17 protein-coding genes are annotated in these 24,560 nt (G+C 52.6%); 12 read left to right on the top strand and 5 right to left on the bottom strand.

Annotated elements, in window-relative coordinates; all coding sequences use genetic code 11:
- The first annotated feature begins 13 nt into the window (after positions 1–13).
- The 8 genes from ABD949_RS14525 (at position 14) to ABD949_RS14560 (ending at position 10,787) form a co-directional block, all read left to right on the top strand.
- Positions 14–850, top strand: coding sequence for a hypothetical protein (locus tag ABD949_RS14525; protein ID WP_345244568.1), 837 nt, complete (start codon positions 14–16; stop codon positions 848–850).
- 121 nt (positions 851–971) lie between these two features.
- Positions 972–1,859: an alpha/beta hydrolase family protein gene (locus ABD949_RS14530; RefSeq protein WP_345244569.1), complete on the top strand. Its 888-nt coding sequence runs from the start codon at positions 972–974 to the stop codon at positions 1,857–1,859.
- A 126-nt stretch (positions 1,860–1,985) separates the two neighbouring features.
- Complete coding sequence (locus tag ABD949_RS14535) at positions 1,986–2,522, top strand: hypothetical protein (protein ID WP_345244570.1); 537 nt, start codon at positions 1,986–1,988, stop codon at positions 2,520–2,522.
- Positions 2,523–2,688: 166 nt separating this feature from the next.
- Complete coding sequence (locus ABD949_RS14540) at positions 2,689–3,039, top strand: T9SS type A sorting domain-containing protein (RefSeq protein WP_345244571.1); 351 nt, start codon at positions 2,689–2,691, stop codon at positions 3,037–3,039.
- Between the two features lie 82 nt (positions 3,040–3,121).
- Complete coding sequence (locus ABD949_RS14545; protein WP_345244572.1) at positions 3,122–4,288, top strand: sensor histidine kinase; 1,167 nt, start codon at positions 3,122–3,124, stop codon at positions 4,286–4,288.
- Positions 4,285–5,061, top strand: coding sequence for a LytR/AlgR family response regulator transcription factor (locus tag ABD949_RS14550; RefSeq protein ID WP_345244573.1), 777 nt, complete (start codon positions 4,285–4,287; stop codon positions 5,059–5,061). The genes ABD949_RS14545 and ABD949_RS14550 overlap by 4 nt, the downstream gene beginning before the upstream one ends.
- A gap of 137 nt (positions 5,062–5,198) precedes the next feature.
- Positions 5,199–7,757, top strand: a complete 2,559-nt coding sequence (locus ABD949_RS14555) for a TonB-dependent receptor (protein ID WP_345244574.1) — start codon at positions 5,199–5,201, stop codon at positions 7,755–7,757.
- A 120-nt stretch (positions 7,758–7,877) separates the two neighbouring features.
- Entirely contained in the window at positions 7,878–10,787 is a 2,910-nt protein-coding gene (locus ABD949_RS14560) for a PQQ-dependent sugar dehydrogenase (RefSeq protein WP_345244575.1), read from the top strand.
- Positions 10,788–10,871: 84 nt separating this feature from the next.
- Here the strand turns inward: ABD949_RS14560 and ABD949_RS14565 are convergent, their stop codons facing one another.
- Entirely contained in the window at positions 10,872–11,288 is a 417-nt protein-coding gene (locus ABD949_RS14565) for an OsmC family protein (RefSeq protein WP_345244576.1), read from the bottom strand.
- A 296-nt stretch (positions 11,289–11,584) separates the two neighbouring features.
- On the opposite strand from ABD949_RS14565, the gene ileS reads away from it, so the two are divergent.
- Positions 11,585–14,983, top strand: a complete 3,399-nt coding sequence (gene ileS, locus ABD949_RS14570; RefSeq protein ID WP_345244672.1) for an isoleucine--tRNA ligase — start codon at positions 11,585–11,587, stop codon at positions 14,981–14,983.
- Positions 14,984–15,040: 57 nt separating this feature from the next.
- Here the strand turns inward: ileS and ABD949_RS14575 are convergent, their stop codons facing one another.
- The gene (locus ABD949_RS14575) at positions 15,041–15,514 is read right to left on the bottom strand and encodes a hypothetical protein (RefSeq protein WP_345244577.1); all 474 of its coding nucleotides are present in this window, start codon (positions 15,512–15,514) and stop codon (positions 15,041–15,043) included.
- A gap of 155 nt (positions 15,515–15,669) precedes the next feature.
- Complete coding sequence (locus tag ABD949_RS14580; protein WP_345244578.1) at positions 15,670–18,822, bottom strand: glycoside hydrolase family 9 protein; 3,153 nt, start codon at positions 18,820–18,822, stop codon at positions 15,670–15,672.
- A gap of 205 nt (positions 18,823–19,027) precedes the next feature.
- Here ABD949_RS14580 and ABD949_RS14585 point away from each other — a divergent pair, with 205 nt between their 5' ends.
- The 3 genes from ABD949_RS14585 to ABD949_RS14595 all read left to right on the top strand — a co-directional run bounded on the left by ABD949_RS14585 (position 19,028) and on the right by ABD949_RS14595 (position 22,958).
- Positions 19,028–20,803 carry a metallophosphoesterase gene (locus tag ABD949_RS14585; protein ID WP_345244579.1) on the top strand — a complete coding sequence of 592 codons (1,776 nt, stop codon included), beginning with the start codon at positions 19,028–19,030 and terminating at the stop codon, positions 20,801–20,803.
- A gap of 113 nt (positions 20,804–20,916) precedes the next feature.
- Positions 20,917–22,224 (top strand): purple acid phosphatase family protein, encoded by a 1,308-nt coding sequence (locus ABD949_RS14590; RefSeq protein ID WP_345244580.1) that lies wholly within the window; start codon positions 20,917–20,919, stop codon positions 22,222–22,224.
- Positions 22,225–22,226: 2 nt separating this feature from the next.
- Positions 22,227–22,958: a DUF72 domain-containing protein gene (locus ABD949_RS14595; RefSeq protein WP_345244581.1), complete on the top strand. Its 732-nt coding sequence runs from the start codon at positions 22,227–22,229 to the stop codon at positions 22,956–22,958.
- Here the strand turns inward: ABD949_RS14595 and ABD949_RS14600 are convergent.
- On the bottom strand, positions 22,955–23,851 hold the full coding sequence (locus ABD949_RS14600; RefSeq protein WP_345244582.1) for a 1,4-dihydroxy-2-naphthoate polyprenyltransferase: 897 nt from the start codon (positions 23,849–23,851) through the stop codon (positions 22,955–22,957). The two genes, ABD949_RS14595 and ABD949_RS14600, sit on opposite strands and share 4 nt — an antisense overlap.
- Positions 23,852–23,931: 80 nt before the next feature.
- The gene (locus ABD949_RS14605) at positions 23,932–24,522 is read right to left on the bottom strand and encodes a glutathione peroxidase (protein WP_345244583.1); all 591 of its coding nucleotides are present in this window, start codon (positions 24,520–24,522) and stop codon (positions 23,932–23,934) included.
- Between the last annotated feature and the right edge of the window lie 38 nt (positions 24,523–24,560).

Consider the following 24,560-nt stretch of genomic DNA (forward strand, 5'->3'; position numbering starts at 1 on the left):
AGACAGTGGTTTAGTGCAGGAAGATGAATTTACTTATCTATTATACTGGAGCGAAAAGTGCTCTTTAGCTCATAAACTTGATCAATTCCATATTCCGCCAACTGCAAAGAGAAAATACACTATACCAGATCTTTTTGTTTTAATCAATGATAATGGTAAGGAAAAGCCCTTCTTCATTGAAGTTAAAACAACTAAGAAAAACAAACTGAGTTGGACTGAGACATATTATCAAGGACTTATTAACTACTCAGAGCTGACTGGAGTTCCGATTTTAGTCGCTTGGAAATGGAGAAGTTTTGATATTTGGACATTGTTTGAACTGAAGCATTTTAAAAAAGCAGTATCTAACTATAAAATAGAAATAGAGAAAGCCCATTTTGAAAACCTGATGTCTAAACTCTTAGGAGATTACGTAATAATTCCTTATGATGAAATCGGTTTACACTTTTCTTTTAAGAAAGTTGATGTAGCTGAGAGAAACGAGTATGAAACCACTTGGAACAGTATTTCGGAGGAAATCTATATTACAGGAAAAGACGGCAAAGAAATAAAAGAGATTGACTCTGAACTATTTTTATTTCTATTCTCATTCTCAATGAATGACATAACAGTAGAGACCGATACTCATATAGTAAAAAGCTATGTTCCTTCTCCAGATAAATCTGCGTTTGCACAATCTGTCCCATTGCGTCTTGTTAGAGCGTTTTCAAATGAAGAAGTAAACTGGTTAGAAAAAATAAAAAAACAAGAATATCCAATTAAGTACTCCAGTCTTTTAAAATCCATTACTCAGGGAATAGACAAAGAAGTAATAAGATACCTATTGCATTTAAAACCCAAATCTGAATAGTAGATAGTACAAACTTGTACACTTCACAGCTTTGTTGAAGAAAAGTAACGGAACGTAAAACGTATAAGCACCAAATGCTAATTAAACAATGACAATGCTGATCCTAAGAACATTTTAAACAATGCCCTTCGTCCCATCCCAAACGTACGTCGGTAGCCGCCAATTAAAGGTAACTGATGAAGCAAATAACCTCTCCTTTCCGGTCTTAGTCCACTATCCTACCCATACGCCATCAGCACCAACCGCGTTTGGGCCGTATATGATGGATGTTAGTCCGCAGGCAGCGGTGAGTGAGGGGCCGTTTCCGTTCGTGATTATTTCGCATGGCAATAGCGGTTCGCATTTGCTGTACCGGACCATCAGCCTGCATCTGGCGCGGCATGGGTATATTGTAGCCATGCCTCAGCATTACGGTAATAATCGTAACGACAACTCGCTGGGCGACAAGGTTGAGAATCTGCAATACAGACCCAGACACGTCAGCATGACTATTGACGCGCTACTAGCGAACGAGACGTTCGGCAAGCAGATCGATTCCGACAAGATTGCGGTTGTAGGTCACTCCTTCGGTGGGTACACAGCGTTGGCATTAGCCGGTGGTGAGCCGTGGAAGCAGGTTGGTCAGCCGGTTGCCGTTCAGCATGATTCACGCATAAAAGCGCTGGTGTTGATGGCTCCTGCTGCGGGTTATTTTATTCCAGTGGATTCATTAGCCAAGGTAACAGTACCAATTCTGCTGCTGATGGCCGAACACGATCCGTATACTCCAGCCTGGAATGCCGATGTTGTTGTCAAGGGTGTTCCTGATCAATCGCAGGTGACCCTGCGGGTAATTGAGAATGCCGGGCACTTTTCGTTTATCAGCCCGTTTCCTCCCGCGATGCAGAATCCCGGTTTCTTACCCTCAACCGATCCTGCCGGCTTTGATCGGGAGCAATTCCATAACCAGCTTCCGGCAGAAATTCTTCGTTTTCTCAATAACAAGCTCTGGCGGCTCGCTTTAAAATAAAGTTTCCAGCCTCCCCAGCAGCAATTTGTACTTGTTTTAGTTTATTAGTTAATTGGTTGACTGGTTGGTCCTGGTTAACTAATCAACCAATGAACCACTCTGCTAATTAACCAAATAACGAGGCATATGAAGCGTATTAGCATCCTTCTCCTGGCGCTGCTGTCGGCCTGTAGCACTACGCAGCAGTTGCCCCAGAACACGCCCGTCGATGAGGGCGAATACTATATGCCTTCCGGTTCGCGGGAGGTCGCCCGGAAACGCCTGCTGCCCGACCCCATGAACGGCTTGGGTCAGACCAACGACCCCAGCATCCGGGTCAACGATATTCGGCTTACCAGCAACTATACGGTGCTGTACATGACCTACACCAACGGTAGTCCTTACTCATCCGGCGCCAGCAGCATATCTTTCCGTCCCGACGCTAAACTGGTAGCAGCCGATGGCGTACGAACCTATTCCTTCGTAAAGGCCGAAGGCATCCCGCTCTCCCCCCAGGACCGCCAGGTTCATGCCGCCGAAAAAGTGGACTTTGTGCTGTACTTTAAGCGCCTGGACACTGATGTACAGGAATTTGCCATGTTTGAATGCAAGAGCGACGAAACAACATCCTGCTGGAATGTGGTCAACATGAAAGTCAGCACCGCATCAACCCCCAAACCCTAGCGTCCGCAAATCACCCGTAATGATCCGGCGTTCGACCCCCTAAACACCCGGTTTGACCGGCCTTTTCCGGCATTCGACCTGAACGTTTTTCAGGGGCGAACGAAGGCGTGCAACTTTGTCTCATCGGACCGCCGAAGCGGTCAAACACCAAAAAAACAACTGAGACATGAAAAAGATAATCGCCCTAATGCTTGGACTGGTAGCCGGTACCGCATCGTTCGCCCAACAGACCATTGACCAGACGCCGGATGTTGTTATCACATCGGCCAACCAGAAACTGCACCTCTACGTAGCGCCCCAGACCGCAAACGCTACCATCAAACTGCACGACGCAGTCGGCCACCTGTTGTACGTCAACACGGCCAATGCTGCCAACGGTGTACGGCAGACCTTCAACCTGACCAACCTGGAAGCAGGTACCTACCGACTGAGTGTGGTAAAAGACGGCCAGACGACTCAGAAAACGGTAGTGGTCGAGACGGTGCCCGCTCAGAAGCAAATCACCCTGGAAGCCTGATTACGGCCCCAAAACGATACCAACGTACGGAACCGGAATTTTATGCCGGTTCCGTTATTGTTTTGTCTATCCTTCGTAGCTTATGCCAGCCAACCATTCCCGCCTGATGGAGTCCACCGTTCCGCTAAACCTGACCCTAAGCCAGAAAGTCCGGCTGGCCGCCAGCGTGTTTGCCATCTACTGGCCTATCCGACTATACCTGAACATTGACCATTGGAGCTGGACAACGTTTCGGTACGTCTGGGTGCTCTGGTTGCTGGAGATCCCCCTGACCATACTGTTCATTACGGGCTGGCTGAGCGTGACGGAGTGGTTAGAGGAAAAATTCTTCAGCAAATCCAGACGGGACTATCTCATCGACGTAAAGTGGTCGGCTCAACTCGCCACCTTTCTAACGGCCGGTGCACTGGCCGTCATGTTCAATGTGGGCTTTCATCTCCTGCTGCGCCAGCTCGACCTCGTGGTAGGCCGGCAGGGAATACGGACCGTTGCCATGCGGACTATTCCGGCCCAGGAGCAGCGAACACCCCCGTCGCCCGGCTGGAACGCCGACCGGCGCCGTCGGGACAAAGCCAACAATGGCCTCACCGTGCTGGCTATGCTGATGGCGTTTTACCTGTCGGCCAACCGGCGCGGGTACCGGGAACTGGCCCAACTGCGCATCAACGCCGAGCAGTTGAAGCGTGAGGCCACCCAGGCGCAGTTTGTGGCGCTCCGTAACCAGGTGAACCCCCATTTTCTGTTCAACAGCCTCAGTATTCTGGCCTCGCTGGTCGAGGTCGATCAGAAGCTATCCGTGCGGTTTATCAAACAGCTCTCCAAGGTGTACCGCTACATCCTGGACCAGCGGGATACCGAACGGGTAAGCCTGAAAACCGAGCTGGACTTTCTGGAGGCTTATTCCTTTTTGCTCAACATCCGTTTTGAAGGAAAACTTCAGGTGCTCAATAAAGTAACTGCGCCCGAAGCCATGCGCTACGGCATTGCGCCACTGACCCTGCAACTGCTGGTGGAAAACGCCGTAAAGCACAACCAGATGTCGGCAGAACAGCCCCTGATCGTTTCCATTGAAACCTCAGACGACTACCTGCTGGTGAGCAATCCGCTCCAGCGCCGGCCACAGGCGGAGGATTCTACGGGCATGGGGCTGGAGAACATCACCAACCGCTACCGGCTGCTGACCGACCGTCCGGTCAGTATCGGGGAAGAGAACAACAGTTTTGTCATTAAACTACCACTGCTTTCATGAATGTTGTAATCATTGAAGACGAATCGCTGACCGCCCAGCGGCTGGAAAAACTGCTGGCTGATTATGATCCCACTATTCAGGTAATTGCCAAAATCCCCTCCGTCGCCAAAGCAGTCCAGTGGTTCACCGGCCAGCCTAATCCGCCTGATCTGGTCTTTATGGATATTCACCTGGAAGACGATATTGCCTTCCGGATTATTGAACAATCGAAACTGACGGTACCCATTATCTTCACCACCGCCTACGATACCTATACCCTCCAGGCATTTAAAGCCAACAGTATCGACTATTTGCTGAAGCCCATCGATGAAGACGAACTGGCTGCGGCCATCGACAAGTTCAAGGCCCTTCGGCAGACCACTTCGACCGCAGCAACCGGTCAGCCGGACTATTCCGCTCTGATGAGTCTGCTCAACAGCGCCGGTAAACAGGATTACAAAGACCGGTTTATGGTCACCATTGGCACCAAAATCCGCAGCATCAGCACCATCGATATTGCCTATTTCTCCTACGAAGACAAAGCCACCTGGCTCACTACCTACGACGGGCAGCACATCTCCATAGAGTACAGCCTGGACAAATTGATTCCCCTGCTCAACCCGAAGGACTTCTTCCGGGTGAACCGGGCGTTTCTGGTTTCGCTGATGGCCATTAAGAACATCCATACGTATTCGGGCAGCAAGCTCAAAGTAGAACTTAAACCGAATCCCCGCGAAGAGGTGTTTGTCAGTGGCGACCGCATCACCGATTTTAAGGAGTGGCTGGGTAAATAAGCGGGGTTTGCGGGCGGGCATTCACCACCCGATTCGCCGGATTTACCCACGAAAAACCGGCACTCGCCAACCTTGATTTAGACCACCCTGGAGCAGGCTGTAACTTTGGTTCATCAAATCACAACGCAAACTGAGCCATGAACACACATACAGCCCTTACCCATTCCCGGAATCTACTGACCGCCCTCCTGCTGGCCGGTAGTTTCTCAACCGGATACGCCCAGTTCGGTCCCGGTGGGCCGGGTGGTTTCGGCGCTTCGCAGGAAAAACAGAAAAAAGAATTTACGGGCGTTGCGGAAGAAACCCCCAAAGGCAACGGTAAAATCGCCGGCCTGCTGATGGACTCTACTACTAACAAGCCTGTTGAGTTTGCCACGGTCGCCCTGATCAGCGTCAACACCGGTAAACCGGTCGACGGCACCACGTCGGACGACAAAGGTAAATTCTCCATTGCCAAACTGGCTCCCGGCGAATACCGGCTCCAATACTCCTTTATCGGTTACAAGACCAGCGACTCCCGCGCTTTCGTTATCGGTAAAGGTACGGAACTGAATATGGGTACGGTTCAACTGGCACCTGATGTACGGATGCTGGGCGAAGTGGTCGTAACCGGTCAGGCGGCCGTGATCGAAGAGAAAGTAGACCGGCTGGTGTTCAACGCCGACAAAGACATGACAACCAAAGGGGGCGATGCCTCCGATGTACTTAAGCGCGTACCGATGCTCTCGGTTGACCTGGACGGTAACGTGTCCCTGCGGGGTAGCAGCAACATCCGGGTGCTGATCAATAATAAGCCTTCAACGATCGTAGCCGCCAACGTGGCCGATGCCCTCAAACAGCTGCCCGCCGACATGATCAAATCGGTAGAGGTAATTACCAGCCCCTCCGCTAAATACGATGCTGAAGGTGCCGCGGGTATCATCAACATCATTACCAAGAAAAACACCCTGCACGGCCTGACGCTGAACGTTGATGCCGGAGCCGGTATTCGCGGTTCCAACCTGGGCTTGAACGGCTCGTACCGGCAGGGCAAATTAGGTATTACCCTCGGCGGTTTCGGGCGGGCGATGTACAATGGGGCCTCCTCCACACTGAACCAAACCACCCTGGTTGGCTCCCAACTGCTCCGGACCAGCCAGCAGGGCACCGCTTTCGATACCCCGATGTTCGGGCAGTACACCCTGGGCTTTGATTATGATCTGGCAAAAAACCAGTCACTGTCGGCTAACGTCCGCTTCGGTACCCGCAATTTCATTCAGGAGCAGAATCAATTGACCAGTACCTATCTGGGTGACTCCCTGCTGCGGGTAACGAACCGGGATGTAAACCGCCGGGACCTGTCGAACTCCGTAGACGTGAACGTTGACTACATCCGCACGTTCAAACCCCAGCAGGAATGGAGCATCTCCACGCAGTACAGCCGTACGGGCCTGACCAACAACTTCTACGCCGACTGGCTGAATGGTACCGGTGAGTTAACCAACCGCCAGCGTAACCTCAACAACAACACCAACAGTGAGCTGACCTTTCAGACCGATTACCAGACCCCCATCAGTAAAAATCAATTGCTTGAGTTTGGCGGCAAAGCCATCATGCGCCAGGTCGACAGCCGGTTTCAGTACCAGATAGCGTCGCCGACGGGTGGCTACCTGTTCGATCCGTTCAACCCTTCAGGATCGCTTAACTATCAGCAGAACATCGGAGCCGGGTATATTTCGTACACTTACGTGACACCCAGCAAGTACAGTTTTAAAGTGGGCACCCGCTATGAGCATACAGATATTACGGCGCAGTCGAACGAAAATGTCAGTCTGAATATCCCGTCGTACAGCAACCTGGTACCAAGCATAAACGTTTCGAAAAGCCTGTCGGGCGGAACAACCCTGAAAGCCGCTTACAACCGCCGTATCCAGCGGCCGGGTCTGCAGCAGCTGAACCCGAACGTAAACGCAGCCAATCCGCAGATGATCATGGTGGGTAACCCCACGCTGAAACCGGAACTGACCGACAACGTTGAACTGAGCCTGAGTACCAGCATCAAAAAGACGTACCTGAATGCGTCACTGTTTGGGCGACTGACCAACAACGCTATCACCATGGTACGGTTACCCTCTGATTCCCTCATCGGCGGTATTATTACCACCTTCCAGAACATCGGAGTGCAGCGGACCGTAGGAGCCAATGTGTTCTTCAACACCAACCTGACGCCGAAATGGAGTGTCAACGGAGGACTGGACAGTTATTACGTATACATGCAGGGCATGGCGGCCGGTGCCGATGGTAAGTCCACGCTGATCAGCAATTCGGGTGTAAGCGTCGGCGGGCGGCTGATGAGCCAGTTGCAGCTCAACAAAGGCTGGAGTGCCCAGGCGTTCAGCTTCTTCCGGGGGCCAATGCCGCAGTTGCAGGGCACCATGAGCAGCTTCTATATGTATTCGCTGGGCGTGCGCAAAGAATTCGCCAACAAGCGGGGTAGCATCGGGCTGGCGGCCGAAAACTTCCTCGGCGGTGGGGTAACCATGCGCACCAGCCTAGAGTCGCCGGTACTGTCGCAGCAATACGTCAACAACCTGCACAATTCAAACGTAAAAGTGACGTTTGCCTACCGCATCGGCAAAATGAGCTTCGACGCCCCCCGTAAGAAAAGCCGGTCGGTCAACAACGACGACGTAAAAAGTGGCGGTGACGATAAATAAACTATATATCATCGTCTAAAATCGACTGTTGGTCGGGATAACCCCGTCAACAGTCGATTTGATTTGATAACCAGTTAATAAACTTATAGTATTGTTTGCTAATTCTGTTTTTACCCTATTATGAAAATAACTACCCGTTTGTCGGGGAAGCGGTGGCCGGCGCTGATCCTGCCGGTAACGCTCCTCGTTGGTCTTGCATCGTTTGTGATGCAGGATGATCCGTCGAAACTGGACGAAACCCGCTTTACGCCCGTTGTGCTGGCGCAGGATCTGGACGAGCCGATGGCCTTTGAGGTAGCCAAAGACGGCATCGTCTATATCATCGAACGAAAGGGGGCTCTGAAGACGTACAATCCTTCGTCTAAATCTGTCGACCTGATTGCCACCATTCCCGTCAACACCAAATACACCTCTAAAGAAGGTAAGGTGACAGAGGCCGAAGAGGGGCTGATGGGTCTGACACTGGACCCTAACTTTGAAAAAAATCACTGGGTCTATCTCTACTACGCCCACCCGACCGAGTCGAAGCACCTGCTGACGCGCTGGGAGCTGAAAGACGGACAGTTGGTGAAAAGCTCAGAAAAAGTATTGCTGGCCGTAGATACCCAGCGCGAAGTCTGCTGCCATACCGGTGGTGGCATGGTTTGGGACAAGGCCGGTAACCTGTACCTGACCGTTGGGAATAATACCGGTAACCAGCAGGCAGCCCAGACCGACGAGCGCCCCGGCCGCAGCAGCTGGGATGACCAGGGACACGCGGGTAACACCATGGACCTGCGGGGAAAAATCCTGCGCATCCACCCCGAACCCAATGGTACCTACACCATTCCGGACGGTAACCTCTTCCCAAAGGGAACCAACAAAACCCGCCCCGAAATCTACTCGATGGGCCACCGTAACCCCTGGCGGATTTCCATTGACAGCCAGACCGGTTACCTCTACTGGGGTGAAGTTGGGCCGGATGCAACCAGCGATACCGAAATTGGCCCACGCGGCTACGACGAGCTAAACCAGGCCCGCAAGCCCGGTAACTTCGGCTGGCCGTGGTTTGTCGGCAACCGGCAGGCTTTCCCGGTCTTTGACTACGAAAACAAGAAGCCCCTGGAGAAAAAGGATCCGGACAAGATCGTCAATTCCTCACCCAACAACACGGGTCTGCGGGAGCTTCCGCCGGTAGCGCCTTCGTTTATCTACTATCCGTACGGCGTTTCCGAAGAGTTTCCGCTGGTGGGTACCGGCTCTCGTTCCGCTACGGGTGGACCGGTATTCCGGCAGGCTGACTTTAAAGGAGCCAAACGCTCCTGGCCGGCTTATTTTGAAGGCAAATGGATCGCTACGGACTTCTCGCGGGGCTGGATCATGCTCATCTCTATGGACAGCCAGGGGAACTACAAATCTATGGAACGCTTCCTGCCCAGTTACCGGCCGGTAGAACCGATTGATATGAAATTCGGTCCGGACGGCGATCTCTACGTACTAGAGTACGGCAACAACTGGTTCCGGAAGAGCAACAACTCACAACTGGTGCGCATTGAATACAATGGCGGTAACCGGAAGCCTCTTGTGCAGGCATCGGCCAGCAAACCCGGCGGTAGCGTGCCCCTGCAACTGACCTTGTCGGCAGACGGCAGTAAAGACTACGACGGCGATGCGCTGACGTATAAGTGGTCGGTGGCCGGTGCTGGTCTGCCCGCCCGGGCGTTCAGCGGCCCCAATCCGACGGTAAAATTTGACAAAGCTGGCGTCTATACGGCTACGCTGACGGTTACCGATGCCAAAGGAGCCGCCAACAGCCAGTCGGTGCGCATCATTGCGGGCAACGAAGCACCGGCGGTGCGCGTACAGGTAGCCGGAAACCAGACTTTCTTCTTTCCTGATCAGCCGATCCGGTACACGGTAGAGGTAGATGATAAAGAAGACGGCAACCTGAAAAAAGGCAGCATTCCGGCCGACCGTGTCGCCATGAGCATCGACTATACCTCAGAAGGCTTTGATTATGCCGAAGTAAAACAGGGCCAGCGCAGCGTCGATGCCACTACTCAGTACGCCGTGGCCCAATCACTGATCGGCAAGAGCGACTGTAAGGTATGTCACCAGACAGCGACAAAATCAGTGGGTCCGGCGTTTGCAGCCATCGCAACCAAATACCAAGGCGATGCCGGGGCAATCGACCGGTTGATCGGTAAAGTCCGCCAGGGCGGTGTCGGTGTCTGGGGTGAAGTAGCCATGCCCGGCCACCCGGCCATGTCGGTGACCGACGCCCGCGCCATTGTGGACTATATCCTGCACGTCAACGACAAAACCCTCAGCAGCCTGCCCCTGCAGGGTGAGCATTCGGTAAAGATCCCGGCGGGGGATAACGGCCGGGGCTCGGTGCTGGTGCGGGCGGCCTATACCGACCGGGGTAGCGCGGTGAGTGGTGGCAAAGGCGTTCCGGCGCAAACGGCCGAACACCTCCTGATCCTCCGCAGTCCGCAGGTCAATGCCGCGTCGGCTCCTGTGAAGCAGGGCGTAGATGTAAAATCGGACCGGGGCGAGAAGATCATGGCGTATCCGAATTCGCATATAGCCTTCCGGCAGTTTGACCTGACGGGCGTAAAACAACTCGAACTGGCTGCCGCAGCTCAGCGCCGGGAAGGCAGCGCCGGCGGAACCATTGAAGTCCGGCTGGGCTCGCCAACGGGACCGCTCATTGGTGAAGTGGCTGTTCCGCTGGCTCCGGAGGTAGACATGGCGAAGCTGATGGCCCAGATGGAATCCGGCACTCCGGCAGGTGGAGCCCAGGGGGCAGCCGGTACTTCGGCACCCAGTGCTTCGACTCCTGGCACGTCAGCGCCCGCTGGTCAGGCACCAAAACCTGCCACACCACCGGCCAGTCCGTTTGCCCGGCCGCCCGTCTTTATTTCGCTGAAACCCACCGAAGGCGTTCAGGACGTGTATTTCGTCTTCAAAAATGAGCAGACCAAAGCCATACAGCCGCTGATGTCGGTAACAACCATTAAGTTTTTGAATAGCCAGAAACAGCAATAACAACCCCCTTTCAACAAAAAAGACCTGTGCTGCACAGGTCTTTTTTGTTGTCCAAAGCTCAACAGAACTCTGTATACGCCTGGGTTAAACTAAAGAAGCATCCACGCTGATTTTGGTGTTCAGCAATTTAGAGATAGGGCAGTTCTTCTCAGCATTCGCTACCTGCTCATCAAACTGCTCCTGGCTCACCCCCGGTACGCTGGCTTTCAACGTAAGGTGGGAGTTGGTAATGCTGCCATCCTCGAAGGTCAGGTCGCAACGCACATCGAGGTAGTCGGGTGGGGTGTTTATGCCGCTCAGGTTGAAGCTTAGTTGCATGGCAAAACAACCGGCATGGGCGGCCGCCACAAGTTCCTCCGGATTAGTGCCCACCCCATCGGCAAAACGGGTGTTAAATGAATACTGGGTATCCTGTAGAACGGTACTTTGGGAGGTCAGTTTACCGCTGCCATCTTTGCCGGACCCTTCCCAGCGGGCAGTTGCATAGCGTTTGAATTTCATAAAGTAACTGGGTTTGACTATGAGTTTTTCAGCGCAGTTAAACGCGTGGCAAGTTAATAGAAACACAAATAAATCCGCGTCCCGGATGCTCGGGTAGTGTCTAATCCAGTTTACGGTTGCGGGCGCGGGAATGGAAACTAATCGTCGGGCAGGCATTGTTCAGATTATAGTAGTGGGGCTGCCCGGTATAGCCTATGCGGCTGTGTGACCTTATTGTTTAGCGTTCACCAGACCATCAAAATTCCGTATCTTTGCCCCTCAATTATTGTCCCTGTTACCAGCGGGAGGCCATCCAGATGAACTACAAAGAGTATAAAAACCTCGACTACGCACAGGTTGCGGCCGGGGTGTTGCAACATTGGAATAACATACAGGCGTTTGAGCAGTCCGTTGCCCTCCGCGAAGGGAAGCCTACGTTTACATTTTACGAAGGCCCGCCGTCGGCCAACGGCAAGCCGGGTATTCACCACGTCATGGCCAGGGCCATCAAAGATATTTTCTGCCGGTACAAAACCCTTCAGGGCTTTCAGGTGAAGCGCAAAGGAGGCTGGGATACCCACGGCCTGCCCATCGAACTGCAGGTGGAGAAAGAACTCGGTATCACCAAAGAAGACATTGGTAAGACCATTACGGTTGAAGAGTACAACCAGAAGTGCCGCGAAGCGGTGATGAAGTTCACCGGTATGTGGGACGACCTTACCACGCGCATTGGCTATTGGGTCGATCTTGACAATCCGTACGTTACCTACCACAACGACTACATCGAGTCGCTCTGGAACCTGCTGAAGCAATTGTACGACAAAGGCCTGCTTTACAAAGGGTACACCATCCAGCCGTACTCGCCGAAAGCCGGAACCGGCCTTAGCTCGCACGAGCTAAACCAGCCCGGCACCTACAAGGACGTAAAAGACACGACCATTGTAGCGATGTTTAAAGTGAAAAATACCGGCAAGGCGGAGTTCCTCACCAGCCAGAGCGACGGTACGCCGGTATATGTGCTGGCCTGGACGACTACTCCCTGGACACTGCCTGCGAACTCAGCGCTGACCGTCGGTGCCAACATCGATTACGCACTGGTAAAAACCTTCAATCCGTACACCCACGAACCGGTGCATGTAGTGCTAGCCAAGGCGCTGGTCGGCCGCTGGTTTTCGGAGAAGGGCAAAGAGGGCGACTTTAAGGGGTATGCAGCCAGTGACAAAAAGCTGTTGCCCTGGACGATTGTACAGGAATTTAAGGGGTCTGACCTGGCATGTATCGAATACGAACAACTGCTGCCTTACGTTCAGCCAGACCAACCGGCCTTCCGCGTCCTCCTCGGCGACTTCGTAACGACTGAAGATGGTACGGGCGTGGTGCATACCTCCCCTACCTTCGGTGCCGATGACTTCCGGGTAGCTCAAGCTAACGGTATACCGCCCATTATGGTCAAGGACGAAACAGGCAAAGAAGTACCGATTGTTGACCGGCAGGGGCGTTTTGTAAAGGAGATTGGTGAGTTTGGCGGACGCTATGTCAAGGAGCAGTACTACACCGACGAAGAGCAGGCCGACCCGGACTTCAAGCCAACGGATGTGCTGATCGCCATCAAGCTGAAAGAAGAGGGCAAAGCGTTCCGGGTGGAGAAATACGAACACCCCTACCCCCACTGCTGGCGTACCGACAAGCCGGTGCTGTATTACCCGCTCGATAGCTGGTTTATCCGCACCACGGCCGTGAAAGATAAACTGGTTGAGCTGAACAAAACCATCAACTGGAAACCGGAAAGCACTGGTACGGGCCGCTTCGGCAACTGGCTCGAAAACCTCGTCGACTGGAACCTGAGCCGCAGCCGCTACTGGGGTACTCCCCTGCCCATCTGGCGCTCCGAAACGGGTGAGGAAATTTGCATTGGCTCGGTAGCGGAACTGAAGAAGAAGGTTGAATTATCGAATGAGAGAATGATTGAATTTGTTCGACAAGGTGATACAGGCTGGCAGGCTTACCTCGACAAGAATAATTCATTCATTCATTCATTCAATAACTCTACATTTGATCTGCACCGGCCTTACGTCGATGAGGTATACTTCGTCTCGGAATCCGGCAAACTCATGCAGCGCGAGCCGGACCTGATTGACGTCTGGTTTGACTCCGGAGCCATGCCGTACGCCCAGTGGCACTGGCCGTTTGAAGGACAGGAGACCTTTGAGAAGGCTTTCCCGGCTGACTTTATCTCCGAGGGTGTTGACCAGACCCGTGGCTGGTTCTTTACGCTCCACGCCATTGCCGGTATGCTGTTCGACTCGGTGGCGTTCAAAAACGTGGTGTCGACGGGCCTCGTACTGGACAAAAACGGCAACAAAATGTCGAAGCGGCTGGGCAATGCCGTTGATCCGTTTGAGACGCTGGATAAATATGGCCCCGACGCTACGCGCTGGTATATGATCACCAATGCCGAGCCCTGGGACAACCTTAAGTTCAACATCGACGGTATCGGCGAAGTGCAGCGTAGGTTCTTTGGTACGTTGTTCAACACGTACAACTTCTTTGCGCTGTATGCCAACCTCGACAAGTTTACGACTACAGGCACAAGAACTGTTCCGGTTGAGCAACGGCCGGAACTGGACCGCTGGATTCTTTCGAAACTTCAGTCGCTGATTCTGGAAGTAGAGCAGCAGTTGGACGATTATAACCCGACGAAAGCGGGCCGGGCCATACAGGACTTTGTGAACGACCAGCTATCGAACTGGTACGTCCGCCTGTCACGCCGGCGTTTCTGGAAAGGTGAATTGACGGCTGATAAGCAAGCCGCTTACGAGACGCTGCACGAGTGTCTGGCTACGGTTGCCACACTGATGTCACCGATTGCACCGTTCTTTGCCGACTGGCTGTACGGTAACCTGAACGCCAACAATAGTCAGGCAGCCGCGTCGGTTCACCTGACAGACTTCCCCAGGGCCGACCGTGCCCTGATCGACAGTAATCTGGAGACGTCTATGGAACTGGGTCAAACGATCAGTTCACTGGTTCACTCACTGCGGAAAGGACATAAGATTAAAGTTCGTCAGCCGCTGACCCGTATTCTGGTGCCGGTGCTGAACGAAACGACTCGTCAGCAGATTGAGCACGTCGCGCCGATTATCCAGTCGGAAGTAAACGTAAAGGCGGTTGAGTTTATCGACGATACGTCGGGCATTCTGAAGAAGAAAATAAAGCCCAATTTCAAAGCGCTTGGGCCTAAGTTCGGCAAGCAGATGAAAGACGTAGCCGCTGCCATTACGGCGATGTCTGACGACGACATCCGCCAGTTAGAGCAAGCGGGCAGTCTGCAGTTACCAATAGGAAGCATTGAACTGGCTGACGTAGAGATTATGACAGAAGATGTGCCGGGCTGGATTGTAGCCAGTGAAGGCGGCATTACGGTTGCACTTGACATCACCATCACCGACGAACTGCGTCGTGAAGGGATCGCCCGCGATTTTGTCAACCGCATCCAGAACCTGCGCAAAGACCAGAACTTTGAGGTAACCGATAAAATCAACATTCAATTAGAGAACAATAGTGCCGAGTTGGCCGAAGCCATTGAAGCCAACAAGCCGTACATCTGCCAGGAAGTTCAGGCGCTGTCTCTCGACTTAGTCAGCGATCTGAACGGAAATGCCACTGAAATAGAAATGGATGAATTTCTGCTGAAGGTGAAGGTTGATGTAGCCTGATGTAAACAACTTATAAATTATTAAGACCCTGACCTCAACGGTCAGGGTCTTTTTTTGTCAGATACGCTTGTACGTTATATCTCCGCCGGTGTCATTGTAGGTATGATTCAGCGTGAGCCGGTCGGTGCAGAGCCGTAATAACGGTAAATCAACGGAGCGGGGCATAGCGGTTCCGTTCAATTCCGTAAAATGGATATATAACGTCATTTCGCCCGGAACATCCTGAATAATATACCGGCGTGTCTCCACAAGCTGTCCGTTCCGGTAAACTTCCACAATACCCTCCGGTTTAAACACCAGTTCTTCCGAATAACCTTCTGATTGGGGTGTTTCGATTTTGGGTGAGGTCATTCCCCGCAGTTGGGTAAACGTCTGCTCCCATTGCCAGCGACCCAGAATCAGGCGGTTGGCCTCATCTCCGCTTTTCACAAAATCGTCACAGGAGACACGTTGCGGCTCTACGTCCTCTTTACGTTGGCAGGATACGCCCAACAGCCAACCCAACACCATTAGTATCCATACACTTCTCATGGCCGGTTTTCGTTTAATATCAAGTATTTATACTACTCGCTAAACACAAAATGGTTAGCAAAACCGGCAATTTTCTGGCAGTTCGGTGGCCCAAAAACATGTCGGGCCGCACGGAATGACTCCATGCGACCCGACAATACGAAACAGGTTTCCCGTTACTTTACCAGCACCTTCTTAATCTGCTGTCCCCGTTCGCCAAGCACCCGTATAAAGTACTGACCCGGCGACAGCCGCCCCAGCGGTACATCTTTTTCCGGTGTGGTCAGCGTTAGCTGCATGTGCTTCAGGGACCGCCCCTGAAGATCTGTAAGTGTAAGCTGAACCTCCTCATTAGGGCTAAATCCGATGAACTGAAGCGTAAGCGTTCCCTGATGCCCGTCTACCGGATTCGGATACACCCGTACTTCCGGCTTCACCTCAGTAGTTGTGCCCAACGCCAGTTCTGCCCCCGCCCGTGCCGTAGCCGAATTGGCCAGATAAACTTTGTCGAGATAGTACACCGCCTGCTTGGTCGATCCGATACCCTCCTGGAAGTACAGATCGTATAGCGTAGTCGGGCTGCCAAAGGTGGTCAGCGGTACAGTAACCTGCGTCCAGGTGTTTTTAGGAATAGTCAGTGAATAAATGTTGGTATTGTCCCCATTCATCTTCACCGTAATCTTTTGTCCGCCCGATTTCCCCCCATTTACCCAGAATTTTAGATGCGAAAGTCCACTCAGGTTCACGGGCGATGCCGTATGCAGGTAAAAGCCGGCCCACCCTTGATTGTATTTCACCGCGATTGATCGGGTACCACTCTGCACTGGCGACGTATTGCTCAAATTAACGGTTGTGCCCCACGACCAGTTTTCCCAGCCGGCCTGTAAGGCATCGTCATAAATGATGTACGTGCTGGCCGAGACGCCGGTTATCGTTACACTGGTTGTGGCAGTACCCGAACAGCCATTCAGGCCCACCGTAAGCGTGTACGTACCCGAAGCAGATGTAGTGACGTTGGTGATGGACGGGTTCTGTACCGTCGAATTAAAATTGTTCGGTCCACTCCAGGTATAGCTGGCACCCGAACCGGCACTGGTGGCAAACAGGTTCAGCGTCTGTCCGGCCGCCACCGGGCTATTGCTTGATGCCGAAGCGGTTGGTGCCGGATTGACCGAAACAGACGTACTGGCGATATAACTACTGCCGTTGCTGGTAGCCGTTACCGAATACGTGCCGGATAGGGCCGTGGTCGCATTCGGAATAGCTGGGTTCTGGGCCGTTGATGAGAATCCGTTTGGTCCGCTCCAGGCGTAAGAAATGGTGCCACTCAGATTAGTGGGAGTAGCCGCCAGATTGACGGTTTGACCGATACAAACGGGGCTGTTACTGGATGCACTCAGCGTAGGCTGTACGCTGGCGGGTTCCGCAAAATACGAGGACAGAAACACATAAGCTGCCTGGTTGTAAATGGCCGGTTCGGTAACCTCCCACGACGGGTCAGGCCAGTCGCTGTTCCAGGCTGCAAACGCTTTCATTGGCGGGTTGTTCTTTGGAGGAGAAGTGGTACCCGTATAGTTCTGGTTCGGACCACCGACCACATAACCGGGTGCGCCACCAAACTGAGAAGCAGGACCATCGTACCGGGCGGAGCCATGGCGGAACCAGCTATGGTAAAACTCTTCAATATTCTTATCGCCACCCACATTGGCACCCCGTGTACCCATATTGCTCAGGTACACCCAAGACAGTGGGTTGCGGCCGTGGAAGTAATGCAGATACTCCTCAGCGATCTCACGATAAAGGCTGTTTTTCGCCGAATTTACATTAGCCTCCAGGGCAATAACCGCCAGTTGCCCCCATCGGGCTTTTAACTGATTGGAGCCCCAGGTATAGTGGCCCGAAAACATATACGCCAGGTACGGGTCGCTTTTTTGTGCATAATAGGGATCATGGAACCAGTCCATCGTTGTTTTGAGGGTTGCCTTCAACTTCGATACAATGGTAGCGTCGGCACCGGGTGTACTCCAATAGATGATAAACGCCTGGTTCAGATCCCAGCATAGCGAGGGGTCCATGAAGTTTGTCAGGGGGTGAAATCCGTTCTCACTTGTCGCACTCGTATTGCTGTAATTACTTTCGAAGTAGGATTTGTATTTAGCCGTACCAGTCGTGCGGAACAACTGAGCGGCCGCCAGAATACGTAGTCGCCGGTCCTGGTTAGGATTGGAACCGGCATCGGCAGCGGCCATTGACGCACCGTCTGTGCCGGTGGATGGGCTCATGTTCGGATTGCCTTCCAGAAACGTCCAGGCACTTTCGGCTGCCGTGCGGAGGGTATTGGCATAATTCGGAAACTGCGTACCATAGGCGCCGAACACCCGCGAAGCATGCGCCATGATAGCCGCGAACGTTGCCGTCGACCAGGTAGTGATGTTGGTGTAATAGCGGGGCTGGGTATCCGTCGACGGATCGTCGGTGCCATTGCTGTAGCTGGTTACGGCTACGCGATTGTGTACTCCGCCGTTGGCTGCCTGCATGCGCAGCATCCAGTCCAGTTCCCACTTTAGTTCATCCAGCACATCGGGTACGCCATTGCCGGATTCCGGGATATTGGTGGCATCGGTGAACGCATTCGGGCGCAGTTCATACGCCATCAGCAGATCCCACATTGGGCTGACCAGAAATGGTACATATTTGTTATAATCGCCAGCATCGTACCAGCCTCCGGTCACGTTGCGGGTAGTGTTTGGCTGGGCTGCCGAGGTATACAACAAGGCATTAGCATCCTGGCTGTGGGCCAGTGCATGGTTCCAGTTACCGCCGTATTGCGCGGGTATGGCCGTTCCGCTGCGCTGGTAATAAAATACCTTCACAGCCGCCTGCAAAACCGGGCCGTAAATATTATCCCGGATCTCAAAATCGTACGAACGCAGGTTGCGGGTCGGGTCGTAGATATGGTACGTACCGGGTGTGGTTACGCTGGTAAAGTCGCCATGCCAGGCCTTATCACCCGAGTCGGTATGCGTATTGCCGCTGTTCCAGATCACCGTGTTGCCGGTAAAGACCACGCTATTATCCGATGACCGGCGCACCTGATACTGAGTTCCTGGCGTATAGGGGGTACCGCTGTTCTGCCCGCTGACCGGATTGGCAAAAACAGCAGTTTTTCGGGCGTTGGTACGCCAGCCAAACTGATCCACAATAATCTGCTGGGTAATCGCCTGCGCCCAGACGGAGGGCGTTCCATGGCAAACCAAAAAGAGAAAAAGCAGACGGACTAAAGTACCGGATGTGGCCGTTAACCGTAAATGAGTGGATAGATAGAGCATATCACCAAATGAATTGATTTAGAGTAACTAATAACCGGATAAATGTATATTGTTGCAGGAACTAGACAAAACCGTTTGTCGATAAATCGTTTATGGTGCTTAAAAGAATAAAATACGGCGAAACAGAGAGTAATCTGCCGGTGTATCGTTTGCTGATTTGGGACATTAGATACCTTTACAACCCCGAACGGCATAATCACCACCTATGAAACCTGTTTATTGGATTAAAATCTTTCTCCTACTCGTTAGCCTTCAGGCAATCGGCCAGTCGGAGCCGGCCTTAATCCGGGGGCCGTACCTTCAGGTAGTTACGCCAACATCGGTTATCGTCCGCTGGCGTACGAATGTTGCTACCGACAGCCGGGTGTTCTTCGGGCGGGCTAATGGCCCAATTAACCAGCAAACAACCGACCCGGTACTGACCCGGGAGCATATCGTTACCCTTACGGGCTTACAACCCGCAACAGCTTACGCATACAGCGTAGGGCATGCCAATAATAAAGCCGGAGACTGGTCGACCTTCCAGTTCGCAACAGCTCCCCCGAAAGGGAGTACCACCCCGTTCAGGGTATGGGCACTCGGCGATTTTGGCATCGGCAGCGAAAACCAAATGGCTGTACGGGATCAATACCTGACTTTCACAAAAAATCGGCCAGCGGATATATGGCTATGGCTGGGAGATAACGCCTATTGCTGCGGAAAGGATGATGAATTTCAACGGTATGTATTCGATATTTATCCGAAATCACTGTTTGCTACTACGCCTGTCTGGCCATCCCCCGGTAACCACGATTACAACGGTGATGTCAATGCCTTCGATATTGATTACTACAAGCTATTTAGCATGCCACGCCAGGCCGAGGCTGGTGGAGTTCCTTCTGCCTCCCAATCGTATTATTCATTCGACTACGGGAACGTCCATTTCATTTCTCTGGACTCCTTTGGCAATGAGGCCGGCAAACACCGGCTCTATGACACCACCGGCACCCAGGTTCAATGGCTGAAGCGGGATTTAGCCGCTAACCAACTGCCCTGGACCGTCGTGTTTTTCCACCACCCGCCCTACACCAAAGGCTCCCGTGACTCCGATACAGAAGCGGAGCTAGTGCTGATTCGTCAGAATCTGCTGCCTATTCTGGAGCGTTATAATGTGGATCTAGTGCTCAGCGGACACAGTCATATTTATGAGAGAACGTATTTGATCAAGGGGCATACAGGCTTTGCGAATACATTTGATCCAGCCCGGCATATGGTGTCGAACACGACGGGCCGTTACGATGGTTCTGCTAACTCCTGCCCTATAATTAAAGGACAGGGAACCGTCTATGTTGTAGCCGGTTCGGGTGGTGCGCTAAGCTGGAAAGCCACCGATTATCCGCATCCGGCTACGGTGTACGCGAACCGGGACCTTGGAGGTTCACTTATTCTCGACGTTAATGACAACCGGCTTACTGCCCAATGGCTGGCCACCGACGGAGTCGTCCGGGATCAGTTTACGCTGCTCAAGAATGTCAATAAGAATTCAACATCAACAATCTCATTCGGTGACACCCTGCGCCTGACAGCCTCGTGGCCGGGTCAGTATAGCTGGTCTGAGGGACAAACGAGCCGTTCCATTTCTGTCCGGCCAAACGCACCCGGCACTTATCGCTATACCGTTAACGATCAACAAGGCTGTCTGCAGGACGTTTATACGGTAAACGTGACTGGTCCTACTGGTTTGGAGCCAATCCTGGAGCAGCAGGTCGCTGTATATCCAAACCCTGCCACCGATCAGATTACCGTTCAACTGAAACTGACCCGCCCGGAAGATGTCATGCTGCGTCTGACAGATCCAACCGGCCGACAGGTTTATCAGGCAGCGTATAAACAGAGTACCCAAACCCGCTACCCGATTGCACTACCGCAGCCGGCCGGACTGTACCTGATTACGGTTCAACTCGGACCGCATACGATTACCCGAACCGTAATGCGCCGTTGAGGCAATTACCGCATGAGTGCTCTCAGACAGTTAAAACTACTGGTAAAGCAGCATGACTTTTAATGCTAAGGCGGTAACTTTGGTGCTGTAACGCTACTGTACTTCCTGTTCCCATGAAGCTTTTTAAGATTAGATTCTTTGCGCTTATTCTTTTTGTAACCGGCTGGAGTTCTCTCCTGGGCCAAACGCCTAAAATTACCCGAGGACCTTACTTACAGGTAGTTACCCCTTCATCTATAATTGTGCGCTGGCGTACAGATATGCCTACTAGCAGCAAAGTCCTGTATGGCCAAAAGCAGGATAAGCTAAACCTCACGGCTACCAGCGCCAACCTGACCACCGAACACGAAATAACCCTGAGCAGCCTCAAACCAGCCACCAGTTATCATTACGCAATTGGTACAGATAATATACCTCTGGCGGTAGGCTCAGATATGTTCTTTCATACGGCTCCCAAAACGGGAGCTAAAACAAAGGTGCGGATCTGGGCTATTGGCGATTTTGGCAACAGCTCGGATAACCAGATCAACGGCCGGGATCAGATTCTGAAAGCTACGACGGATCACCGTCCCGATGTGTGGCTCATGCTGGGCGACAACGCCTATTCAAAAGGTTTCGACGATGAATTTCAGCGGCATCTGTTTGCGCAGTACCAGAATTCATTTCTACCCAATACGCCCTCCTACGCCACGCCCGGCAACCATGATTATGGCGGCAAACCCGACCAGTTCGACATCCCGTATTTCAAAAGTTTTACAATGCCCGAGAAAGCGGAAGCGGGTGGCGTACCCTCCGGCAGCGAATCCTACTACTCATTCGATTACGGTAACATTCACTTTGTCTCGCTGGACTCCTACGGCAAACTCGACGGGCAGCACTGGCTGTACGACACTACCGGCCGACAGGTCGACTGGCTGAAGCGGGATCTGGCCGCCAATAAGCAGCCCTGGACAATTGTGTTCTTCCACCACCCGCCGTACACCAAAGGCTCTCACGACTCAGATAAGGAAACGGCTTTGGTTAAAATTCGCCAGAACCTGCTGCCCATTCTGGAGCGCTACAACGTTGACCTGGTTCTGGGCGGGCACAGTCATGTGTATGAGCGCACGTTTCCGCTGGTGGGGCATTATGGCTTAGCGCAAACTTTTGATAAGAATAAGCATGTGGTCAGTGCAGCGACGTCGGATCAGCACAATGAGTACAGGCTAGGCCGGAAGAAGCAGGGTATCATCTACATCGTGGCCGGCTCCGGCGGACAGTTGGGTGGCAAGGCAAACGGCTATCCTCACCCGGCGATGGTCTATTCCAACAATACCGAAGGCGGCTCCATGCTGATCGATGTGGCCGGCAAACGGCTGAACGCCCGCTGGGTTTGCAGCGACGGTGTTGTACGCGACGAGTTTACCATCGTGAAGAAATAACGATGCAGCGCGACGTCAGGATTGGCACTTGTGGGTTTAACGGAACAAAAAGCCGGTATGCTGCGCTTTTTTCAAGCGTTGAGGTACAGCAAACCTTTTATCAGCCGCCACGAGTGCCTACCCTGGAGCGTTGGCGCACGGAAGTACCACTCGATTTCGAGTTTACGCTGAAAGCCTGGCAGCTTATTACCCATGAGGCTAAAAGTCCCACGTATAAACGCCTGAAACGAAATCTGTCTGATCAGGAGCGGACCGGGACCGGTTTTTTCAAACCCACACCGATTGTGGAAGAAGCCTGGCAAACCACTCGTGCGTGCGCGGATGCGTTGCGGGCAAACGTTATTTTGTTTCAATGCCCTGCCAGCTTTGATCAGACACGGGAGCACATTTCAAACATGGTCCGGTTCTTTTCAGGGATTGAGCGTAATGGGCTAACACTTTGTTGGGAGCCCCGCGGACCGTGGGACAGGCAAGTGGTAAAAGCCTTGTGCGAGGATCTGAACTTATGGCATGTTGTCGATCCGTTTGTCAGCACAACCATGACGCCTGAGCAGTGTTACTTTCGCTTACACGGCCGGAATGGCTGGCGTTATAAGTATGAACCTCAGGAGTTATCGGACCTGGCCGAGCTGTTGCCACCGGACAGGCGCGCTTACGTTTTCTTCAACAATAGCTACATGACTGAAGACGCACAGGTATTCAAAAGAATAGTAGAGACTGATCGGGATTATTAAAGTATGATACCAGCGCCAAAGAGTAGCACAAACAGCAGCGTAGTCATGGCCAACTGACCCAGGCGGGGGTTCAGTTCAGCCGGCTGCCGGTGGGTGGCTACCTTGTAGCCGTTCAGGATAAACAGCGGGAAACTCAGGAGATAAAGCCAGTCCAGGTAATTGTCCCAGCCCACCAACAGCGTATAGGCAACGGCGCAGACCATGCCGGCAATCAACAACACCCAGTGGTAGGCCGTAGCCCGCTCCCGGCCCAGTCGCACCGGAATCGAGTACTTACCGGTTTTTGCGTCGGTTTCAATATCACGTATATTATTTACGTTCAGAACACCCGTTGCAAACAAGCCGACGCTAGTGGCCGGTAATATGGTAGCAAAGTCGAAATAAAGGGTATGAAGAAAGTAAGTACCCAGCACCCCCACCCAGCCAAAAAAAATCAGCACGGCAATGTCTCCTAAACCACTATAGCCGTAGGGACGCTTGCCGTTGGTATACGCCACAGCCGCACCAATGCTGAGAAAGCCCAGCCCTAAAAACAGGTAGAACGTTTCGGGCGAAGCGTCGCGGAAAGCTTCGATCAGGAGCCAGATACCAGACCCCAACGCCAGCAAGGCCGTGATGATCATTCCCCACAGCATGGCCTTTCGGGTAATCAGACCGGTTGCTACCGCTCGTTGGGGGCCTACGCGCTCGGCAGTATCCTTACCGGAAATAGCGTCGCCGTAGTCGTTGGCAAAATTGGAGAGAATTTGCAGGAAGATCGTCGTGAGAGCCGCCAGCATGAAAATCCGCTGACTGAACTGCCCGGCAGCCAGCGCCAGAAAACTTCCCAGAATAATACTGGCCAGCGCCAGCGGCAACGTGCGCGGCCGCGCAGCCGCAATCCAACTCTTCATAATGTTTCAAGTTTCAAGTTTCAGGTTCCATGTTCTAAGGGGCGTAAACCTGAAACATGGAACCTGAAACTTGAAACAAATTAAATCCCTACTGCTTTCTTAAACTCCGGATCATTGGGTTTTACACCGGAGGCAAAGAAGTGGGTCAACTGACCGTTTTCATTAACGACATACTTGCAGAAGTTCCAGCTCGGCGCTTTATCGTTCCAGCCGTTCAGCGACTTGGTCGAAAGCCACTTGTACAGCGGGTGCTGGCTGTCGCCAGTTACATCAACCTTCTCAAACATCGGGAACGTTACGCCGTAATTCTTCTGGCAGAAGGCCGCAATATCTTCGTTACTGCCCGGCTCCTGACTCATAAAATTGTTGGCCGGAAAGCCCAGCACCACAACCTTGCTGCCATGTTCTTTGTAGAACTTCTCCCAATCGGCGTATTGGGGGGTGTAGCCGCACTTGGAGGCCACATTCAGAATAACTACTTTTTTTCCTTTGAAACCGCTCAGCGACACCGGTTTACCGTCAATAGACGTCATAGTGAAGTCATGCAGCGTTTTAGCCGGCGCATTCACATCCACCGGACGCGCTAAAGCCTCTTTTTTGTTGCCAAAGACATGGCCGAGTAAGGTGGAAATCATAAGTACAGCCGATACAAGCAACAGGGCTCGTTTCATCTCTTTTAGGTTAAAATTGTGATCAGATAAAGTTTACG

The sequence above is a fragment of the Nibrella saemangeumensis genome, from assembly GCF_039541915.1.
Taxonomy (GTDB): domain Bacteria; phylum Bacteroidota; class Bacteroidia; order Cytophagales; family Spirosomataceae; genus Nibrella; species Nibrella saemangeumensis.

What these genes read in the sequence shown, in the direction of transcription:
- ABD949_RS14585 (WP_345244579.1), top strand. Translation starts at nt 19,028, where the DNA reads ATGAAACCTGTTTATTGGATTAAAATCTTTCTCCTACTCGTTAGCCTT.
- ABD949_RS14575 (WP_345244577.1), bottom strand. Translation starts at nt 15,514, where the DNA reads ATGAGAAGTGTATGGATACTAATGGTGTTGGGTTGGCTGTTGGGCGTA.
- ABD949_RS14595 (WP_345244581.1), top strand. Translation starts at nt 22,227, where the DNA reads ATGCAGCGCGACGTCAGGATTGGCACTTGTGGGTTTAACGGAACAAAA.
- ABD949_RS14530 (WP_345244569.1), top strand. Translation starts at nt 972, where the DNA reads ATGCCCTTCGTCCCATCCCAAACGTACGTCGGTAGCCGCCAATTAAAG.
- ABD949_RS14535 (WP_345244570.1), top strand. Translation starts at nt 1,986, where the DNA reads ATGAAGCGTATTAGCATCCTTCTCCTGGCGCTGCTGTCGGCCTGTAGC.
- ABD949_RS14580 (WP_345244578.1), bottom strand. Translation starts at nt 18,822, where the DNA reads ATGCTCTATCTATCCACTCATTTACGGTTAACGGCCACATCCGGTACT.
- ABD949_RS14555 (WP_345244574.1), top strand. Translation starts at nt 5,199, where the DNA reads ATGAACACACATACAGCCCTTACCCATTCCCGGAATCTACTGACCGCC.
- ABD949_RS14600 (WP_345244582.1), bottom strand. Translation starts at nt 23,851, where the DNA reads ATGAAGAGTTGGATTGCGGCTGCGCGGCCGCGCACGTTGCCGCTGGCG.
- ABD949_RS14560 (WP_345244575.1), top strand. Translation starts at nt 7,878, where the DNA reads ATGAAAATAACTACCCGTTTGTCGGGGAAGCGGTGGCCGGCGCTGATC.
- ABD949_RS14565 (WP_345244576.1), bottom strand. Translation starts at nt 11,288, where the DNA reads ATGAAATTCAAACGCTATGCAACTGCCCGCTGGGAAGGGTCCGGCAAA.
- ABD949_RS14545 (WP_345244572.1), top strand. Translation starts at nt 3,122, where the DNA reads ATGCCAGCCAACCATTCCCGCCTGATGGAGTCCACCGTTCCGCTAAAC.
- ABD949_RS14550 (WP_345244573.1), top strand. Translation starts at nt 4,285, where the DNA reads ATGAATGTTGTAATCATTGAAGACGAATCGCTGACCGCCCAGCGGCTG.
- ABD949_RS14605 (WP_345244583.1), bottom strand. Translation starts at nt 24,522, where the DNA reads ATGAAACGAGCCCTGTTGCTTGTATCGGCTGTACTTATGATTTCCACC.
- ABD949_RS14590 (WP_345244580.1), top strand. Translation starts at nt 20,917, where the DNA reads ATGAAGCTTTTTAAGATTAGATTCTTTGCGCTTATTCTTTTTGTAACC.
- ileS (WP_345244672.1), top strand. Translation starts at nt 11,585, where the DNA reads ATGAACTACAAAGAGTATAAAAACCTCGACTACGCACAGGTTGCGGCC.
- ABD949_RS14540 (WP_345244571.1), top strand. Translation starts at nt 2,689, where the DNA reads ATGAAAAAGATAATCGCCCTAATGCTTGGACTGGTAGCCGGTACCGCA.